Genomic DNA, 19,519 nt, shown 5'->3' on the forward strand with positions numbered 1-19,519 from the left:
GGGAAAAAACAGGCTCATTTTTAGTGAAGAGTCAGAACAAGTGGCTTGTGTTTCAGTGCACAGTAAACTGGTCACGCGCGCGACTCACTTTGGTGCTTATCGCTGTTGGCGCGGCGGTGTCAAGTCGAACATGAGCAGGGGTGTGCAGAGCCTGGTTTCACCAACCGACGCGGAGAACAACACTTCCAGGCTGCTGCGTGTGGCTGTTGTTCATCTAAATCCACTCAATAATTGACAATCGCTGTGTGATCGCTGATGATAAACCATACAATCTTAGTTCCTCAATCTCACCGGGTTCTTTTAGTGAAGAGACTCATCCATGCATCGATTTCTGCTCGCGCTCAGTCTTGTTTTTCTCTCGTACTTCTGCCACAGCCACGCGGTGCAGGCAGCAGAGCAGCGGCCCAATATTCTGTGGATCATCGCTGAAGACATGGGACCCGAACTGGGCTGTTACGGAACGCCCGAAGTCAAAACCCCCACGCTGGATCAGCTGGCTGAGAAAGGGATGTTGTTTCAGAATGCATTCACGGTGACGCCGGTCTGCTCGACCAGTCGTTCTTCCTTCATGACCGGCATGTACGCGATGGCCATTGACGCTCAGAACCATCGTTCGCACCGGGATGGCACAAACCCTCTGCCTGAAGGCGTGCGGGTCATCACTGACTGGTTCCGTTCCGCCGGCTATACGACGGCGAATATTAAAAATCTGACGGACGATAAAAAGTTGGCAAAGTTCTACAAAGGGACCGGCAAGACCGACTGGAATTTCACGTACCCCAAAGGCAAACAGCCTTTTGACCTGAAGGACTGGGACGAATTGAAACAGCATCAGCCGTTCTATGCACAGATCAACTTTTCGGAAACGCATCGAGGCGGCGCGTGGAATACATCTCACGAACACATCGGCTACCAGGCGGATCCTGCCAAAGTTGAGATCCCCCCTTACTATCCTGATCATGCCGTCACGCGAGGGGTCTGGGCGCAGTATTTGAATGCCGTGATGGCAGTCGATAAGAAGGTCGCGTTCATCCTGGATTTGCTGAAGCGGGACAAACTCGACAAGAATACGATTGTAGTTTTTCTGGGCGATCATGGCCGGGCAATGCCACGCGGCAAACAGTGGCCTTACGACAGTGGCCTGCATATCCCGCTGATCATTTACTGGCCCGAAGGAAACTCAGACCTGCCTGTTCCCGCACATTACCAGCGGGGTCAAAAAAGCGAGCAGTTGATTTCTTCGATTGATTTGAGCGCCACCTCTTTAGCGGTCGCCGGCATCACGAAGCCGAAAAAAATGCAGGGACAGGTCTTCCTGGGCGCACAGGCCGAGCCGCCGCGCGAGTATCTGTTTGGCGGACGCGATCGAGGCGATGAAACGGTGTTCCACATCCGCACGGTACGGGACAAGCAGTATCGTTACCTGCGGAACAAGTACCCCGAACGTCCGTTCCTGCAGATCAATCGCTACAAGGAGAAGTCATACCCGATAATCGGGCTCTTAAGAGACTTGCACAGCAGAGGAGAACTGACCGGGCCGCCTCTCAAGCTGATGGCGGAGACTCGACCGGAAGAAGAGCTGTATGATTTAGAACAGGATCCCTGGGAGACAAATAACCTGGCAGATTCCCCGGCGCACCAGCAGACAAAGCAGCGACTGGCATCTGCTTTGAATACCTGGATGGAAGAAATCGATGACAAAGGCCGTATTCCGGAAGATCCCTCGATTCCTGAATTCTGGGACGAACGGGCAATTCGCGTCTATTCAGAGAATCTCAAGAACCGTCCCGAAGACTGGTTCCTGAGAGACGCGGCGCTGGGGCCTTATAAGATTGAGAAGAAAAAAGACGACTAACCGGGAACAACGAAGCTAAAAAATCACTCATTCAATCACAACAAATCTTCCCATTGTCTGGCACCATGCAGTACACGAAGTACCTGAATTCCCTTCTCAATGGGTTCATAGAAAATCAGATAGTTGCCGATGGGAAAACAGCGAAGGTCCTTGCGATACTGTTCCTGCTTTTCTCCTATTCCCGGATGAGCAGCCAGTTGCTTCAGCACTTCGTTTATTCGGAAAACAAGTTGATCGGCGGCACCTGTATTATGAGTGGCAATATACTCCCAGATACTCAAGACATCTTCATTCGCCTGCCGAGTACGAAGGATACGAGGCATTACTCAGACTTTGCTGCGTGGCGGAGGTGTGCTTCTTTGAGAATGGATTCCACATTCCACTCAGCTACCTGGCCTGCGTCTGCTTCATCAAAACCGATCTGTAATTCCCGACGTAATTCGTCGTCCATCCACTGCCTGAAATTTTCTTGAGGGATTAACAGATACGTCTTTTGTGTCTGATCGTCTTCTATTTTGAGAGGGCGATCAGGCTGCTGGTTCAATGCCTGCCGCATTTCTTCAGTAATTTTAGGAGCCATACACGAGTCTCATGCAGTATAAGAAACCAAAATGAAATGTCTCTGGACGCAGAAAAACGTTGGGTCCAGCTCTCATAAAATTATATCACTGTTAATCCACATGATCTATCTATTTTTTCAGGCACGTAAAATTTGAAATCAAAAGATACTTCTTCACAACTTGCTGAAATACGTGGATCAAAATAGAAAAAACCTCAGGAAGCGCAGGACCTCCTGAGGTTTTATATTGAATTGCACTGACATGATCACGTATTACGCGTAAGTCAGATAGCCTTTTGATTCGAGGAAGGCGACGACTTCGTCTGCGAGGTCATCAATGCCTTTGCCATCGGAATCCAGAACCAGTTCCGCTTTTTCCGGTTCTTCATAAGGAGCGTCGATACCAGTGAAACCTTTGATTTCGCCAGCACGGGCTTTCTTGTAGAGTCCCTTGGGATCGCGGCCTTCGCAGGTTTCCAGGGAAGCCTTCACGTAGACTTCGATGAATTCGCCATCACCCAGAATTTCACGAACCTGATCGCGGTCTTCCCGGTAAGGAGAGATGAAGGCAGTCATCACCAGAGTACCGGCGTCGGTGTAGAGTTTGGAAACTTCACCGATGCGGCGGATGTTTTCGGTACGGTCTTCGGGAGAGAAGCCAAGGTTCTTGTTCAAACCCATGCGGATGTTGTCGCCATCCAGAACAAACGTATGCTTGCCCATTTCGAACAGTTTGTGATCAACGGTATTGGCGATCGTACTTTTGCCGGATCCACTCAGGCCGGTAAACCACAGGACAGCGCCCTTGTGTCCGTTCTGTTTGCAGCGTTCTTCTTTAGTTACACGGTGATCATGCCAGGTCACGTTAGTGGCTTTTTGCTCGGCCATCGAGGAATTTCTCCTTACTCATTAAAAAATATCTGTGGAAACGAAATCTATCTTTAAAGCCGGAACGGAGGCAATTTCGTGGGCCTCTGTGGCTGTTCGGATTCAAATCTCCGGGGGGATACCGGGGCGTTCCAGGGAATGCACGCGGGTTCCAGCAGTGAAAATCGAGCTGGAATCGGGTATCCTGAATGCGTATTGGCACGATCCTAGAGAAACTGCACTCTTGATGGAAGCCCACTGATTGGGATTTTCTATGAACATTCTCGTTCCGGGCTACTGGAACTGCGGTTTTTCAGCTGTTAGAGTACGCGCAGGGGATAAGTTGCGGGAAGAAATCAATCACCGACTGGTGAGAATCTGCCTGCATTTTCATTCCCCGCTGGTGATGGATCATATACTTAAACTGTTAATATCATACACATTACGCACTAAACCATCGAATTCAGAAAAACAGGAACCATGTCCGACAAGGTCTTAAAACTCGGTATTCCCGCGGGAAGTTTACAGGAATCGACGGCTGAACTCTTCAAACGAGCCGGCTATGTCATCAAATTTTCATCCCGTTCCTACTACCCGACGATTGATGATGACGAAATCGAGTGCCTGCTGATCCGGGCACAGGAGATGGCCCGCTATGTCGATCAGGGAATCCTGGATGCAGGGATTACCGGCTACGACTGGATCCTGGAAACCAACGCCGACGTACAGGAAATCTGCGAGCTGCAGTTCTCCAAAGTCAGCCGTCGCCCGGTCCGCTGGGTACTCTGTGTGCCGGAAGATTCGCCCATCAAGTCCGTCAAAGACCTGGAAGGTAAACGCATTGCCACCGAGGTGGTCGGCATGACAGAGCGCTACCTGGAACAGCATGGCGTCAAAGCCAATGTGGAATTTTCCTGGGGTGCAACCGAAGTCAAACCTCCCAAACTGGCTGATGCGATTGTCGAAGTGACCGAAACCGGTTCTTCACTGCGGGCCAATAATCTGCGGATCGTCGAAGAGCTGATGCAGAGCACAACCCGGTTCATCGCCAACAAACAGGCGTATGAAGATCCCTGGAAACGCGAGAAGCTGGAGAACATCGCGATGATGCTGGAATCCTGTCTGGCTGCGGAAGGCAAAGTCTGCGTGATGATGAATGTGGTCCGCACCGATCTGGAGAAAGTGCTCAATCTGCTCCCCGCATTGCAGAAGCCAACGGTTTCTTCCCTGTCCGATCCGGACTGGGTCGCCATCAGTACGATCATGCAAGAATCGGTGGTCCGCACTATCGTTCCCAAACTGAAAGCAGCCGGCGCGTGTGGCATTGTGGAATACCAGATTTCCAAAATCATCGACTGACGATAAAGCGGTGAGTCAGTAACCCGTCCGCTTTCTTTGCGGGATTGAATTGGATGAAGATCTGCGTCTTAAAACTCGGAGGCAGCCTGTTCGATCTTCCCGATTTGAAAGACAGGCTCTCTGAGTTCCTGGGACAACTGACCGACTGCAGACCGCTGCTGATCTGTGGGGGAGGCAGGTCCGCCGACCTGGTACGTCACTGGGATGCCCTTCATCAACTCGATGCCACCACCGCTCACTGGCTGGCCATTGCAGCGATGAAGTTGAATGAACGACTGCTGTGTCAGCTGCTACCGGACGCCTGTAGTGTTTCAAATCAGCAGGCTGCCGAACAGGTCTGGCAGCAGCATCAGATACCCATCCTCTGCGCAGAAGATTATCTGCGACAGACGATCTCGAAGGACTTCAAGCCGTTACCCGCTGCCTGGGAAGTGACCAGTGATTCCATCGCGGCCTGGGTGACATTGACCTGGCCGGCAGATGAGCTGATTTTATTGAAATCGAAAGATCTACCCGCTGACTCAACAGTCGCGTCACTGGCAGCTGCGGAAGCCGTGGATGCTTATCTGGCGGTACTCGCCGATCAACTGCCTGCTTTGCGCTGGTGCAATCTGCGAACAGATCAATTGCCGGTCGCAGTAACCACGGTAATCAGAGGCAGCAGTTTCCAGAGTATCAACGCCACGGGGCCGGCATAAAGCGGACTGTCCAGCAGATCGAGCAGGCCACCAAATCCAGGCAGGAGTTCTGCGGAGTCCTTTTTCCCGACGTCCCGTTTAATGAGCGATTCACACAGGTCACCGACGAGGCCCACCAGGCCAATGATCGCACCAAACAGAATGGCCCAGTACCAGCTGCTGCCGGTCCAGAGAGGATTAAACAGCGCAGGCGTGAATTGAAACCAGAGCAGTGAACCGAGGGCGGCTCCGAAAATCGCGCCGTAGGCACCCACCCAGGTTTTGCCGGGACTGAGACGCGGGACCAGTTTTTTCCTGCCCCATAAACGACCGAAAGTGTAGCCGCCAATGTCTCCCATTTTCGCGCTGATGATAAGAGAACCTAATGCCAGGTAACCGGTCTCGGGTCCTGCCACCCAGCGAAGTTGAGCCAGCAGCGCCAGCAGAAAGCCCACATACGAGACAGTAAGGATTTCCGCGCCCATCGTTTCCACGCTTCGCCCGGGCTCCTGAAAGAGAATGGTACTTTTCAGAAAGATCAACAGAATGGAAACCGAAAAGCCAATCGACATCAAAGCCAGTGAGCTTTCCTGTGCGCTGCCTGGATCGGCTTGACTGAAGTAGGGCAGCCAGGCCAGGGTGCAGATCAATAATGAAAGCAGACTGGTGATTGCGAATCCGGGTTTCAGATTCCGCACGGCTAACAGCTGTGTCAGTTCCCAGCAGCCGCGAAAAATAATCAGGCAACACAAGCCATACAGAATCGGAGCAGAACTTCCCGCGCGTTGATCCAGATAAAACAGACCAGCCAGGAATGGTATCAGGATCACAGAGACGAGTAACCGCCAGCCCAGCATGCTGCGTTTATCCTTTCAAACCACCAAAGCGGCGGTCGCGGGCGGCAAAGTCGCGCAGTGCCTGCCAGTAGTCTGTGATATTGAAGTCGGGCCAGTAAGTTTCGGTCACCCACAACTCGGCGTAACTGATCTGCCATAACAGAAAGTTGCTGACCCGCATTTCTCCCGCCGTGCGAATGACCAGATCAGGGTCGGGCATGCCTGCCGTGTAAAGATGCGCGGAGATCACTTCTTCGTTAATCTCTTCCTGCTTCAGGTTTCCCTGTTCCACTTCAGCGACAATTGACTGGACGGCGTCCACAATTTCAGATCGACTGCCATAGTTCAATGCCAGGCAAAGCTGCATCCCGGTATTGTCCTGGCTCTCGCGAATCGTTTTATCGACTTCTGCCAGCACATCGCGGGGCAGATCATCACGACGGCCGATCGTGGTGAAGCGGATATTCTGCCGCATGATTTCTTCGCGTTCGCCGATCACAAACTTTTTCAACAGCTGCATCAGCAGGTTGAGTTCCAGCGCTGGCCGCTTCCAGTTTTCACTGCTGAGACAATACAGTGTGAGTTGTTCAATGCGCAGGCGTGTGGATTCTTCCACAACCGTGCGCACACTGTTCACGCCCTGGCGATGTCCCTCGATGCGGGGAAACCCTCGTCGAGAAGCCCAGCGACCATTGCCATCCATGATAATCGCGATGTGACGTGGCAGTTGCTGTGACTCCAGCCCCAGCGACTCCCCATCCTGTTCCGATATGGCGGGCACAATCAGCCTCACAGTGAATTGATAACAAAAGAATCGACGTTTCGCTGACTTAACAACCAGCGTACACAGAACCTGGTTCTGACACGCCTATTGTGAGAAATTTCGGCTCAAACGCCAAGGCTGCGCTGCTGGAAAGCACAGCTTCTTAAGAGAAAGAAAGCGAACCTGATATTCAGGACAGGCGCTTCTGAAGAAACTCTGATCAGAAACTCAGCTGAAGAGGGGCTTAACCACCGATTTCCAGGGACTCTAATTCTTCAGAGTGGTCCAGGTACACCGTTTCCTCCCAATAGGCAGGTTCCGCTCCCGGTGTCTCAATGGACAGTTTGACGCGATCCTCACATACTTCAAGTACTTTAACAACGGTATGTTCCCCAATGAGGATACTCTCATTCGCACCACGAGAGATAATATGCATTCGCTGGCCTCAAAGATATTTCAGAATTGAATCTGTGAATTGTGAATAGTTATTGTGAAGCACATTCTGACGAACTCGAATCAGAAGGACAAGCTGAAAGTAAACAAAAATTGAAACGATTTTTAATGAGGTTTCTTTTCTCTGAATCTCACTTGACAAAATTCATTTCGTCGTATCTGACAAATAAGTTACGATTTTTATTTCGCATTCACATGACGAGTGAGACGCCTCCCGTATCCTGAAACTGCATGTCATTCTGTCGCAGATTTATTGTTCTGATTTTGTGATGAACTTCATCGAAACATCACACACAGCGTTCTCATTTTTTTCCTTCCGCGCGCTTGCGACGAAAGAATTCCTGGAGAATGCCGCGGCACTCTTCCTGCATCACGCCGCTGATGACGGTGCTCTGATGATTCAACCGGGGATCGCTGGTAATCTGAAACAGCGAGTGACAGGCGCCTGCTTTTTCATCGCGGGTTCCATAAATCACCAGCGGCAGGCGTGACTGAACGATGGCCCCGGCACACATCGGACAGGGCTCCAGGGTCACATACAGCACACAGTCCGACAGGCGCCAGGTTCCCAGTGATTCTGCTGCCTGCGTGATGGCAATCATTTCCGCATGCGCTGTGGGATCGCTCAGCATTTCGCGCTGATTATGCGCGGCGGCGATGATTCGATCCTGGTGCACTATGACGGCACCGACGGGAACTTCATCTTCTTCAAAAGCAGCACGCGCTTCATCAAAGGCAAACCGCATCCAGCGCGTATGCATCTGCAACAGGTCGCGGTCGCCGGGAGAGATTCCAGAGTCATCAGGTCGATCAATCATTTCGCTACATTTCTACCAGAGAAAGAAAGGGCTTCTCTGCACAACATAATCCAGAACCGGCAGGAAATAAAGTCGCTGCTGCCAGCTTCCCTTCTGAAACCTGCAAACCGTGGATTCCCGCTCGGATTCTTTTCACGAATTACAGCGACCCGTTTGTGATTCCGCAGTTCACTCGCTTAGAATATAAAGACTGTCTTTTCTTATACGATCTCCCCTGCCCTGTAACAAGGTGATGACACATGCGTGGAACCCTGATCTGTCTCTCAACGCTGCTCGTTCTGGGATATCTGCTGTTTTCTTCTGAAAACACGAAATCACAAACCGGTCCCAATCCTGTTCAACCCGTGCTGGTCACGACCGTCAAATCGTTTGGCGCAACAGGAGACGGGAAAACAGATGACTCAGCCGCCCTTCAGCGTGCCGTCGATTCCAAAATCGGTCAGATCCGATTTCCTAAAGGCGTTTACCGGATCACAAAAACAATCAACGTGGATCTGGATCAGTTGGGTCCGACGTCGCTCAGTTCGGATGGCACCGCCACCATCATCATGGCAGGCGCGGGACCTGCGTTTCGCTTTATCGGCACACACGAAGGAACCGCCAGCCCGGATACGGTCAAAGAAAATGTCTGGCGCAATCAGCGTTCGCCTATGGTGGATGGCCTGGAGATTGTCGGCGATCACCCGGAAGCCTGTGGCGTCGAAGCGACCGGTACGATGCAGATCACGCTCACGCGGCTCACCATCCGCCGCACGCTGCATGCGATTCATTTTATCAAACGCAACCGCAATGTGATTGTTTCCAACTGCCACCTGTATGAAAACAGGGGAGCTGGCGTATTTTATGATCACGTCAGTATTCATCAGTCAAATATTGTGGGATGTCACATCTCTTACAATGCCGGCGGCGGAGTGGTCGTGCGCAAAGGAGATATCCGGAACATTCAGATCGGGACCTGTGATATCGAAGGAAACATGGGTGACAAAGATTCGGAACCCACGGCGAATGTACTCATTGATTCTGAAAAAGCAATGGTCGGTGAAATTGCCATCGTGGGCTGTACGATTCAACACGATCATTTTGCCCCGGGCTCGGCGAACATTCGTATTAATGAAAACGCACACATCCGCCCGCATTCCAGCGAACATCGAGACGGCAACATCACGATCGCCGACAACGTGCTGTCAGACGTGCAGACCAATATTGAAATCACCAGCGCGCGGGGCGTCACGGTTACCGGGAATACCATGTGGAAAGGATACACCCATAACATTCGCATCCACGACTGCAACAATATTCTGATTTCCAACAACGTACTCGACCGCAATCCCCGCTATCACTATAAAGATGGCGCGACCGCCCAGGTCGGCATGCTGTTTACAGACTGCGATGGAATTACCGTCAGCGGCAATCTGATTAATGGCACGGGTGACCAGACACCGGCTGTGGAAATTCGCGATTCCCGGCGGATGAATCTGACGAACTGCACTATCCTCGATTATTCTACCGTGGGACTCTTGCTAAAAAATGTGACCGACAGCCGCGTTTCAGACTGTCTGATCCGTACCGATCTGCCGGACAGTCAAAACGCGCAGGCGATCCAGATCGTCGGCGGCAAAGATAACCAGATCATCGATAACCTGCTCAAAGAGTAATCAGCAAGTCATTGCATCATTTGAATTCAGACGTCCCTGACCGCATCAGAAATCGATGATCCGTACAATCGCAAACGGTTTGACACAGGTCAGGGTGATGCTATCATAAACGATCGCTCTATAGAATTACATGGTCCCGAGACGAATGGGAGTTCTCAGGTCATTTAATTTATTGTCCAGTCGCTCGAGGAGCCTTTTCATGTCCGGCCTGTCACGTCGTCACTTTCTGAAAAAATCCGTCTTTGGTGGGCTCTTCATGGGGCTGAGTGCCAAAAGCTATCGCTCCACTTTTGCTGCCGTCCCTCCCAGCGAACGCGTGCGGATCGGCATGATCGGTGTCGGCAATCAGGGTGGCCCGCGGAACAACATGAAGTACTTCCTCAACAACATCGAAGCACTTTGCGATCTCGATCAGAACTACCTCGCGGAAGCAGACGCCTTCCTGAAGAAAAATGCCAACAAGTCGGCAATGATGTCAGATGATTATCGACGACTGCTCGATTCCAAAGACCTCGACGCCGTCGTCGTCACGGTTCCCGACCAGTGGCATGCCAAGATGACCGTCGAAGCATGTCGCGCCGGCAAAGACGTCTATTGTGAAAAACCGCTGACACTCGTTGTGGACGAAGGCCCCGTCATGATTGATGAGGCTCGAAAACACAAGCGGGTCGTTCAGACAGGCACCATGCAGCGCAGCGGAAAGGAATTCATTTTGGCAACGCAACTGGTACAGTCAGGTCTGCTGGGCAAGATCCATACCGTGAACGTCACACTGCCCGGCCCCAACTGGATCGCACGCGCCGGCAAACCGGTTCCCGACAGTGCACCTCCCCAGGGCTTCGACTTTGACCGCTGGCTCGGACCGGCACCAGAACGACCCTACAACAAAAATCGCGTGCACTACCTGTTCCGTTTCTTCTGGGATTACAGTGGCGGCCAGCAGACCAACTTTGGTGCTCACCATCTGGACATCGCTCAATGGGGACTCGGAATGGATGAAAGTGGCCCCGTCAGCGCGGAAGGCTCTGCCGTGTTTAATCCCGATGGCTGGTACGAAACACCCGACTCAACCAATATTAAATACACTTATGACAACGGCGTCGTGCTGAATTGTCGACAGGTTCCCGGCATCGCGAGTAAAAAACAGGGAACCGAGTTCGTCGGAGACAAGGGGAGCCTGTTCGTCTATCGCGGTGGCATCATTGCCAATCCGCCCGAGCTGTTAAAATCAGTCGATGTGCCCAGGATTGTGAACCGGGATGCGAACGTCGCACACGTCGACAATTTTCTGGACTGCATCAAGACCCGCAAGAAGCCGGTTGCCGACATCAGCATCGGACACCGCTCCGCAACGGTTTGCCACCTCGGTAATATTGCCGTGCGGACGGGTAAGAAAATCCAATGGGATCCGCAACAGGAAACCATTGTGGGTGATGCCGAAGCCACCAAATGGCTCTCGAAAGAATATCGCAAACCATACGAACTGGCGTAAGCCGGTACATTCGGCAGTATTCGATTCCGCGGTATCGATCTTTTGGTAAATGGCTTTCGAATGGTTTCACTGTTGCCTGCGGGAGAGCGAATCGGATTCGCATCTCGCCAGGCAGACCGACACATGGATCGGCCCCTGCCGCGGGGCAGATCGGTAACGTGAAACTTAATTGTGCGTTTTCTCTGACAGTTTCCTGTTGTCTGCGACAACCCCGGATTGCATCCGGGGGCCCCCATTGTCTGCTCTTGTGTCTTTTCGTGTTTTTCGCGATAGAAAAATCAATTGCGAAGGTTTCATTTGTTTCCTTTGCAGGGTGATACCAATCCGAACATCGCCAGGCGGGTCGACACATGGGTCGACCTCTACGTTGAGCAGGTTAGCTTACCCGGAAACTGGATTCGCTTTCTCTATACTTATCTATTAACAAAACGCGGCAGTTGAGAGAGAAATTTCACACACTCGCAATTTTCTTAACTTTCTTCAGTAGCCACCTGATTTTGATTCTGCTTACAATGAGGAAAACGTTCCTTCTGTTTTCCTACCTGATCAAGATCGAGTTTTTGCCATGAAGATACGTCTCCTGTTATTCAAAGCTGTCCCACTTTGCGTTCTGATTCTGACAGCAACTCACATCCACGCGGCTGAGACGCCGCAGGTCAAAGTCGGTTTTGCGGAACGTGACATTACGCCGGAAATCGGCATGGAACAGCCGGGCGGTTATGGTAAATCGTTTCATCGAAGCTTTCACGATCCCTGTAAAACACGGGCAGCTGTCTTTGATAATGGCACGAACGTTGTTGCGGTCGTGAGCCTGGATGCGCTCCTCATTCGACGCGTCACGGTTGAAGAAATCCGCAAACGCGTGGAAGCGAAATGCAAAATTCCCGCGAGTTCAATTCTGCTGCATGCCACGCATTCCCATTCCTCGGGACCGACGGGCATGATTCTTCCGGGCGAATTTGATCACGCTTCCGAATTCGTGCAGGAACTGGCTTATGTCAAATCCTCCAATGCGGACGCCGCCTACCTGGAGACAGTCGTTGACCAGTCAGTTGAAGCGATCTGTGAAGCCTACCAGAAACGGAGTGCATCCGAGTGTGGCGCCGGTGTGGGCATTGAGGAACAGGTCGCCTTTAACCGCCGGTTCCTGATGCGGAACGGCATCACCTACACTCATCCACGCCCCGGCAATCCGGATATTGTCAAACCGGCAGGTCCGGTCGATCCCGAAGTCGGCGTGATCGGTGTCTGGGACGAACAGGGGAATCTGAAAGGTTGTCTGGTCAACTTCGTCTGTCATGCAACGACCAACCCGGGTGGTATCTCGGCGAATTACATTTATTATGTCGAACAGGTGATTCGCGGTTTCTTTGGAAAAGATACGGTCGTGGTTTTCCTGGCGGGGGCCTCGGGAGATGTCACGCAGGTCGATAACCTTTCAAAATATCAGCGTCGTCCCAGTGAAGATTCATCACGGTTTGTCGGCGGTCGCGTAGGAGCGGAAGCGGTTAAGGTTCTGCTCTCGATGCCGCGCGGCAACTTTGAGACCATCGCCAGCAAAACGAAAATGCTGAAGATTCCCCGTCGCAAACCGAGCAAAGAACATCTGGAAGAAGCGCTGGAACAGGTGAAAGCAGGACCGGGCAAAGCGGGAGCCACCAACTGGATCTTCGCCAAAGAGACGCTGCTGCTGGAAGCCCGCCTGGAAAAAGAGCCCGTGGCCGACGTCGAAGTGCAGGCCGTCCAGTTAGGGCCCGTGGTTCTGTTAACCGACCCTGCAGAATTCTTCTGTCAGCTCGGCCTGGACATCAAGGAGGGCAGCCCCTTCCCGATCACGTTCCCGGTTTCACTGGCAAACGGCTGTGTCGGATACGTGCCCACGAAAGAAGCGTTCGATAAAAACGGAGGGGGTTACGAAACCCGGCTCTCCAGCTACAGCAACCTCGAAATCACCGCTGGCCCGCAGATGGTCGACGCGGCAGTCGAACTTTCCAAACAGCTGACTCCCGACAAACTGGCTGAGCGGCCTGCTGCTCCCGCGTTCAACAACAATCCCTGGGAATACGGGAACCTGCCGCCTCAGGTGGATTGAACCGTTAAATAGTCCGAGAGAAGTGAGCAACCTGTTTTCGAAATGGTATGCAGAGAGAAGTGAGACTAATTTTCAACGATCCGTCAGGAGCGCTTCGCATTTAACCGGAGCGTCTCTCAATCTATGATACTCGTTCCAAATGGTACTGGAGACGCTACGCTAAAACGGGACACAGTCTAGAAGCTGATTCCGGAGCGAAGCAGGAGTGTGTTATCAATCTTGATGTCGGGCACACTGTTGTCAAATTCAAACTTGCGGCCGAAGACGTAGCCGATCTCTGCATTGATGGTCGTGCCACTGGAACCGAAGGTTCCCGGCTTTTTGGGGGGAGTGGCTTCCCATCCCAAGACAAAGCGAAACTCGCGATAGTTGAGACGCTCTCCCAGTCCATTGGCGCGTCGGTAGGCCCATGTGCCTCCCGAGAATCCGCCGCCAACATAGGCCCAGTGCTGACGCGACTCTGACTCGGACACGAGCAGAGAGATTCTTGGATTGGGCAGCATTAAATCGACTTTGAGTGAAGGTCGCGGCTGCCAGATCGCTCCCAGGACCGGCAACACCGGAAGATCACTTTGACCGGTGGCGAGCGCCCCAAACGCAAAATTCCAGGTCTCATTGGGACGATACATGGCAAACATGCCGCCTCGGATCTGCCAGGCAGTACTGCCGGTATAATCCATGTCCGACGCGAATGCCCCATTCAGCATATAACGGGCCATCCATTTTTCATTGATCGGGCGCATCCAAGACATGCCGAACGAAAATTCATTCAGACTCTGGGGCAAATCCAGAGCGGCGGGAGCGTCGATCTGCGTGAACGAATAACCGAAATTGAGAAACGGAGGCGGGGGTCCGAAAATCGGGTAGACGGGTATCTTCATCGACAAGTCATAAGAACTGATTCCCACTCCACCCACCTCTGGTTCCCATTCGGCTGAGCTGTCAAACCGCGGTCTCATGAGAGATTTGAAATCTAGTGGTCGCTCTGGAGAGGAAGGTTGATCGCTCTCTGCCTCAAATGGTTCTTCCGTCGGTGGTAGGACCTCATCCAGGGGAAGGCCATCTTCCACCCGCAGGCTGCGATCAAGGGGCAGGAATCCCGCCAGTACGGTTTCCGAAGGTTCTGAAGCGTCGGCATATCCCGGCGTTTCAGTCTGCGCATAGAGATACGGTTGGATACTGAAAGCAAATCCGAAAAGTGAGCAGATTAAAAAGAGTCGTAACAATAACATCAGTCGTCCATGACATCAGTTTAGACTGTGTCCAGTTTTATTGTAGCGTCTCCAAGTCGATTTGGACGGAGTATCATAGATCGAGAGACGCTATGGTTAATTGTAATGCGATCCAGAACGAGAGGAGAATACAATAAGCTGGGAGAGAGGGTTCCGCATGAGTGATCCAAACTCGCATGTTATAGTACGGGACAGGATTTTGATCGATAAATTATTTCATTTTGTCATATTTACAATAAAACCCGGCTTTCTCGTTTAGCAGACTCACTTCTGAATTTGCTGCAGCGGGCTTTTTTACCGCCACGAAATGCACGAAAGACACGAAAGTAAAAGTGGGTGGTGGCAGTGTAATAAACCGAAGAGCGTTCTCAATTAGCCGCAGAGCGTTAGCTCCGGTTGTCTCCCGACCTGCAGAAACCGCGTCTCACGCTGAACGGCTCATGAGAAAGACAGGGTGCCCCCGGATGTAATCCGGGGTTGTCGCAGACAACAGGAAACTGTCAGTGAAATCGTACATCCAGGTTCCAGGTCACCAACCTGCTACGGTAGGGGCGGTACCCATGTGTCCGCCCGCCTGGCGAGGGAGAAACCCGTTTCACCCCGGAATGGGAACCGATGAAACACTTGAAATGAAATTTTCTACCACGAAAAGACACGAAACCACACGAAACGTTCATTCGCCGACATAGAAAAACTGCACGGCGTCGGCAATCACGTATTTGCCATCAGTGCCGTCGTTGGAAATTTTCACCCAGCCTGATTTGCCCTGATCGAAACGGAAAGTGCCCAGACTGCGAAACAGTTTGTTGTGTGCGGGGATCTGCTGCTGGTTGATGCGGATCGTTTTTTCACCCTCGGCGTGGTGAATCGTCACCGGAGTATTGGTCGATCTGCGGATGTTGTAACAGTGTGAGAGCCGAACTTCGTAGCGGCCGGCCTTTGGCAGATCGGGGGTGAAGATCACCGCTTTCTCCCCCTTCCCTTTTTTCTGATCGTGCAGATAGCCGAGCCCGACGTAGGGGGGCGTGTGTGTAGAATACTGCCAGACGCCGATGAGCTTTGCCTGGGTTTCATCGACGACGATGCCTTTCAGCTTCGTCGGATCGGCCACGATGAAAGGCACGAGTTCCGGCTTATCGACTTCGCCGGGAGCGTGGGTGTTCGCGACCGCGTCGGGGTGGGGCTTTAATTTTGGCTCCACTGCAGAAACGGGGAGCATTCCCATTAACATCAAGAACAAAAGTACTGTTGCCGGAATCGCTTTCATGAATCCTGTTTCTTACCAATGGCCTGGACGACAGCACCAATGCCGGTGTGATTGGAACCTTCAATGATTACGTGTTCCAGTTCTTCCAGATGGCTGAAAGCCAGCCCGGAGACTTCTTCCAGCAGTCGAGTTTTTGACATCATTGATTCTACATCGGGAGGACCACCTGTGCCATATTCTAACTGCTGGGGAGTGTAGGCTTCCAGCAGAAAAACGCCTTCCGTTTTCAGCCCCGCGGCAATTTGAGAGTGAATTCGTTTCCGGATCTCCTGGGGAACATGACAGAAGATGGATACGATGCCATCCCACCGGTTTTCGCCGAGATCATAGTTTGCCAGATCGGCATGGATAATTTCGATTGAGGTCTGATGTTTCCCTGCCAGACGCCGTGCTTTCTGTAAACCGATTTCAGAAGCATCGACGGCAGTCACGCTGTATCCCTGCCGGGCCAGGAAGACGGCATTCCGGCCCTCTCCTTCCGCCAGACAGAGAATTTTGCCTTTGGGTAAGCAGTCAATATGTTCCTGCAAAAAAGTATTTGGTTCTTCTCCATAAACGTAATGCGCGGCGCTGTATTTTTCATCCCACATCGTTTCTCTCCTGTTTTCAGACCGGAAATTCGCTGGAATCATAACACGAACCCCGGACAGGCCAATGGGAGAAACGATCAGAGTAAGCTGAAAGACAGCCCGCACAGACAGAGAACCTGATCGCGGCGCAGCAACTTTTCGCGAACATCAACCAGACATTTTGAAAACTGACAAGGGAAGCGTCAGATATATTCCAGCATTACACGCATCAGGCAGTCGGCATCAGCACCTGGGGTTCGGGTTTGGCTTCGGGAGTTTCTTCGGCCAGTACGGTATCGCAGAAGAACATCAGCAGTTGTTTGAAGTCTTCGTTCTCGACGTTTTCTGCCAGTTCCTCGGCACGAGCCCGTGATTTATCGACCAGGGCTTCGGCTTTGGTGAAGACGTCGCAGTCCTGATAGATCTCACGCAGACGGTCGATGCGGGCCCCATCGCTGGAGTGCCCCTGCAGAATGTCTTTGAGGTCCGCTTTCTGCTGATCGTCGGCGGTCTGAAGTGCCAGCGCCAGCAGCAGCGTCGGTCGCATGGCCAGCGCGTCCTGTCCGGAGATCAGTTTGTTGTTGTCGTCTCCCTGCCAGTCTTTGAGGTCATTCAGAATCTGAAAACCGACGCCAATGTGACGCGAGAACGAGGAGATCAAAGCTTCATACTTGCCCACCGAACCGGTCATGCGAATGCCGGCGTACAGGGCCGCTTCGAAAGCAGGTGAGGTTTTGAGAGCATAAATCTGCAAGGCGTCCAGTGGTGCCAGTTCAAAGGTCTCACTTTCCTGCCAGGCCATTTCGGCCCCCTGCCCTTCACAGAGTTTGATATGGGCGGCGGACATTTTTTCGATCAGGTCGGAGGCGGCTTCCGCTCCGATATCTGCCCGCGCTTCATTGAGCAGGCGATAGCCGATGCCAATCAGGTAGTCGCCGATGTTAATGGCCATGCCCGTGCCATGCTGACGATGCAGGGTTTCGCGACCGTAACGGTACTGGTCATCGTCTTCGATGTCATCGTGAATCAGCGAAGCCTTGTGGAAAACTTCAATGGCCATGGCGGCTTTCTGCACACCCAGCGGATAGGTGGTCTCTGCAGTTTCATCAGACTGCTGAGCCTTGATGAGGGCATCGTAGGCGGCCAGTGTGATAAAAGGACGGAAGCGTTTTCCGCCATGCTTGAGCCAGTCGTAAGAGATGGCTTCGGTTTTACCCAGGGGAGTCCGGGCGGCAGCTTCTGTTTTGGTACGGAGCGGAGGCAGAATCTGATCGAAGTTATCTTCAAAGAGTGCATTCGCGGCCCGCATGGTAGGCAGATAGCTGCGGGTCAGCGGCTGATCCAGCGGACGGTACTCTTCCAGAACTTCCCAGATCCAGGGTTCGTCCATCTTGGTATTTTTGCAGTCGCCGGAATGCAGGGGAACCGCGTAAGAGGGAACGCCGGCGATCAACACTTTATCGATCGACTTTTCCAGGACGTTCAGGCAGGCAACTCCCAGGATGCCATCCACGTAACCGCCGACAATGATTTTGAGGACGACGGGAGAGCCTTCGGCAACGAGGACTTTGTAACCCAGTTGTTCTGCCCTGACTTTGTAGTCGGCAATCGAACAGGCGCCGCATTTTTCACAGTCGAGGCCGAACTCATCGTATTCCGCGGGACAGCCTTCGGCGTGTTTCAGGCAGTGTGGAAGTAACAGCAGGCGGCGCTCGAAAGGAATTGCCAGGAACTGTCGTTTCCAGAAAAAATTCCCGATCAGAACCATCATGAAGCCCAGAAACTTTTCGGGCTGATTCATCTGCTCCAGTAATTCGCGCGACCAGGCTTCCAGCGCTGATTTATTGAAGGGATTGGCACAGTCGAGCTTCTCGACGAACTTTTCCGCTTCGGCCTTCATTTCTTCGCGCAGCGCAGAGGTTTCCGGTACCGCTTTGAGATGGCTGGTACTCTGGCGTTTTCTTTTGACCGGTTTTTTGTCTTCGGAAGAGTGTACTTCAGCTTTGCTTGAGCCGGGTACAATTTTGTCTTCAGAACTTTGCTGGTCTAAAGGTGCAATGGACACGGAACACTCCTCTATGGTTAATAACTCAATCGAGCGATTGTTGAAGGATTGAATTCAAATTGGTTTGGAAACGGGAGGGATCTACTTTTCCTTGACGCTCATTATAGGGTAATCCTCCTCCTCAAGCGACAATCTTAAATTGCCATCCACAGATTTTTTCAAAACGGTTTCCGCACGATGCAGCGCCGCAACGGTAAAGATAATTGGATAAAGTTGTTCGAAATACCAGAGTTTGGCGAAGTAAAAGCCAATGGGCGTTGTTTCTGTATAGGTCCCGGTCTCCACCGATTCCAGCAGCCAGTGCAGCCCCTGGGCCACCACAGGTTCCTCCGGGCTTAACCCCAGCGCCAGCAGCGTATCGACGGCCAGAGCCGTTTCTTCCACGCTGGAGGGAGCCCCCGTGGCACCGCCCCAGCCTCCATCGAGGTTCTGGACCGATTTCAGAAACAGGATACCCTGCTCTGCCTGACTCGAAGCGCGTTCTGCTTCACTGGCATAGGCAGCCAGGACCCGCGCCGTTCCATAAACCGGATTTTCGTCATTGTCGATATGTTGATTTCCGAACCAGAGCGGGAGCCACGAACCATCGGGCCGCTGGACTGTCGCCAGATACTGGAAGCAGCGCCTGATGGCGCGTTCTGCCCGCAGTCGTAATGCAGCTTCTGCCGACAGTGGTTCTGTTTTCAACCAGGCCTGCAGGGCGCGAATCGCATGGGCCGAGATATCAGCGGCACTCTGGTCGAAGGGGAGTGCGCCCCAGCCTCGACAGAATGTCGGCCAGCCCCCGTTGCTGTTCTGCAGGTCAAGCAGCCACTTGACGCCGTTCCGGAGAGCCATCTGTAACTCGGCTGTCTGCTGCGGATCGGATTCTTCGGCTCGAAGATTCAATAATGCCAGGATGGCGCCGGGAGTATCGTCGGCATCGGGTACGCCGCCAGGCAGATCGGTCCAGGCCCAGCC

18 protein-coding genes and 1 pseudogene are annotated in these 19,519 nt (G+C 52.5%); 7 read left to right on the forward strand and 12 right to left on the reverse strand.

Going from position 1 to position 19,519, the window contains the following annotated elements:
• Both AACZ40_RS20105 and AACZ40_RS20110 read left to right on the forward strand, forming a co-directional pair.
• Positions 1–235 (forward strand): annotated as a pseudogene (locus AACZ40_RS20105) (hypothetical protein); the annotation flags it as partial.
• Positions 236–319: 84 nt separating this feature from the next.
• Positions 320–1,855 (forward strand): sulfatase, encoded by a 1,536-nt coding sequence (locus AACZ40_RS20110; protein WP_291169746.1) that lies wholly within the window; start codon positions 320–322, stop codon positions 1,853–1,855.
• Positions 1,856–1,890: 35 nt separating this feature from the next.
• On the opposite strand, the gene AACZ40_RS20115 is transcribed toward AACZ40_RS20110, so the two are convergent.
• From AACZ40_RS20115 to cysC, 3 genes are all read right to left on the reverse strand, one after another.
• Entirely contained in the window at positions 1,891–2,178 is a 288-nt protein-coding gene (locus AACZ40_RS20115; RefSeq protein ID WP_291169743.1) for a type II toxin-antitoxin system RelE/ParE family toxin, read from the reverse strand.
• The gene (locus tag AACZ40_RS20120) at positions 2,178–2,435 is read right to left on the reverse strand and encodes a hypothetical protein (protein ID WP_291169741.1); all 258 of its coding nucleotides are present in this window, start codon (positions 2,433–2,435) and stop codon (positions 2,178–2,180) included. The genes AACZ40_RS20115 and AACZ40_RS20120 overlap by 1 nt, the downstream gene beginning before the upstream one ends.
• Before the next feature lie 252 nt (positions 2,436–2,687).
• Entirely contained in the window at positions 2,688–3,302 is a 615-nt protein-coding gene (cysC, locus tag AACZ40_RS20125) for an adenylyl-sulfate kinase (protein ID WP_291169740.1), read from the reverse strand.
• A 459-nt stretch (positions 3,303–3,761) separates the two neighbouring features.
• Between cysC and hisG the strand changes: the two genes are divergently transcribed.
• A complete protein-coding gene (gene hisG, locus AACZ40_RS20130; RefSeq protein ID WP_291169738.1) occupies positions 3,762–4,640 on the forward strand; it encodes an ATP phosphoribosyltransferase in 879 nt (292 codons plus the stop codon).
• A 53-nt stretch (positions 4,641–4,693) separates the two neighbouring features.
• Positions 4,694–5,338 (forward strand): hypothetical protein, encoded by a 645-nt coding sequence (locus AACZ40_RS20135; RefSeq protein WP_291169735.1) that lies wholly within the window; start codon positions 4,694–4,696, stop codon positions 5,336–5,338.
• Here the strand turns inward: AACZ40_RS20135 and AACZ40_RS20140 are convergent.
• The 4 genes from AACZ40_RS20140 to tadA form a co-directional block, all read right to left on the reverse strand.
• Entirely contained in the window at positions 5,263–6,174 is a 912-nt protein-coding gene (locus tag AACZ40_RS20140) for a phosphatidate cytidylyltransferase (RefSeq protein ID WP_291169732.1), read from the reverse strand. The two genes, AACZ40_RS20135 and AACZ40_RS20140, sit on opposite strands and share 76 nt — an antisense overlap.
• A 7-nt stretch (positions 6,175–6,181) precedes the next feature.
• Complete coding sequence (locus AACZ40_RS20145) at positions 6,182–6,934, reverse strand: isoprenyl transferase (protein ID WP_291169729.1); 753 nt, start codon at positions 6,932–6,934, stop codon at positions 6,182–6,184.
• Between the two features lie 226 nt (positions 6,935–7,160).
• Entirely contained in the window at positions 7,161–7,352 is a 192-nt protein-coding gene (locus tag AACZ40_RS20150) for a carbon storage regulator (RefSeq protein ID WP_002646987.1), read from the reverse strand.
• Positions 7,353–7,671: 319 nt separating this feature from the next.
• Positions 7,672–8,187, reverse strand: coding sequence for a tRNA adenosine(34) deaminase TadA (gene tadA, locus AACZ40_RS20155; RefSeq protein WP_291169723.1), 516 nt, complete (start codon positions 8,185–8,187; stop codon positions 7,672–7,674).
• 239 nt (positions 8,188–8,426) lie between these two features.
• Between tadA and AACZ40_RS20160 the strand changes: the two genes are divergently transcribed.
• The 3 genes from AACZ40_RS20160 to AACZ40_RS20170 all read left to right on the forward strand — a co-directional run bounded on the left by AACZ40_RS20160 (position 8,427) and on the right by AACZ40_RS20170 (position 13,426).
• On the forward strand, positions 8,427–9,842 hold the full coding sequence (locus AACZ40_RS20160) for a right-handed parallel beta-helix repeat-containing protein (protein WP_291169721.1): 1,416 nt from the start codon (positions 8,427–8,429) through the stop codon (positions 9,840–9,842).
• Positions 9,843–10,041: 199 nt separating this feature from the next.
• On the forward strand, positions 10,042–11,334 hold the full coding sequence (locus AACZ40_RS20165) for a Gfo/Idh/MocA family oxidoreductase (RefSeq protein WP_291169719.1): 1,293 nt from the start codon (positions 10,042–10,044) through the stop codon (positions 11,332–11,334).
• A 565-nt stretch (positions 11,335–11,899) separates the two neighbouring features.
• Entirely contained in the window at positions 11,900–13,426 is a 1,527-nt protein-coding gene (locus AACZ40_RS20170) for a hypothetical protein (protein ID WP_291169717.1), read from the forward strand.
• A gap of 176 nt (positions 13,427–13,602) precedes the next feature.
• Here AACZ40_RS20170 and AACZ40_RS20175 read toward each other — a convergent pair whose 3' ends face one another.
• The 5 genes from AACZ40_RS20175 to AACZ40_RS20195 all read right to left on the reverse strand — a co-directional run.
• Entirely contained in the window at positions 13,603–14,658 is a 1,056-nt protein-coding gene (locus AACZ40_RS20175) for a DUF6268 family outer membrane beta-barrel protein (RefSeq protein ID WP_291169714.1), read from the reverse strand.
• A 673-nt stretch (positions 14,659–15,331) separates the two neighbouring features.
• Positions 15,332–15,925, reverse strand: coding sequence for a xanthan lyase (locus AACZ40_RS20180; protein WP_291169711.1), 594 nt, complete (start codon positions 15,923–15,925; stop codon positions 15,332–15,334).
• Positions 15,922–16,515 carry a class I SAM-dependent methyltransferase gene (locus AACZ40_RS20185; RefSeq protein WP_291169709.1) on the reverse strand — a complete coding sequence of 198 codons (594 nt, stop codon included), beginning with the start codon at positions 16,513–16,515 and terminating at the stop codon, positions 15,922–15,924. Before AACZ40_RS20185 ends, AACZ40_RS20180 begins: the two co-directional genes overlap by 4 nt.
• 208 nt (positions 16,516–16,723) lie before the next feature.
• A complete protein-coding gene (locus tag AACZ40_RS20190; RefSeq protein ID WP_291169706.1) occupies positions 16,724–18,559 on the reverse strand; it encodes a polyprenyl synthetase family protein in 1,836 nt (611 codons plus the stop codon).
• Positions 18,560–18,640: 81 nt separating this feature from the next.
• Positions 18,641–19,519 (reverse strand): prenyltransferase/squalene oxidase repeat-containing protein (locus AACZ40_RS20195; protein WP_339675594.1); only part of this gene is annotated, 879 nt, incomplete at its 5' end.

Origin of the sequence: uncultured Gimesia sp. (assembly GCF_963972345.1) — a bacterium.
Taxonomy (GTDB): domain Bacteria; phylum Planctomycetota; class Planctomycetia; order Planctomycetales; family Planctomycetaceae; genus Gimesia.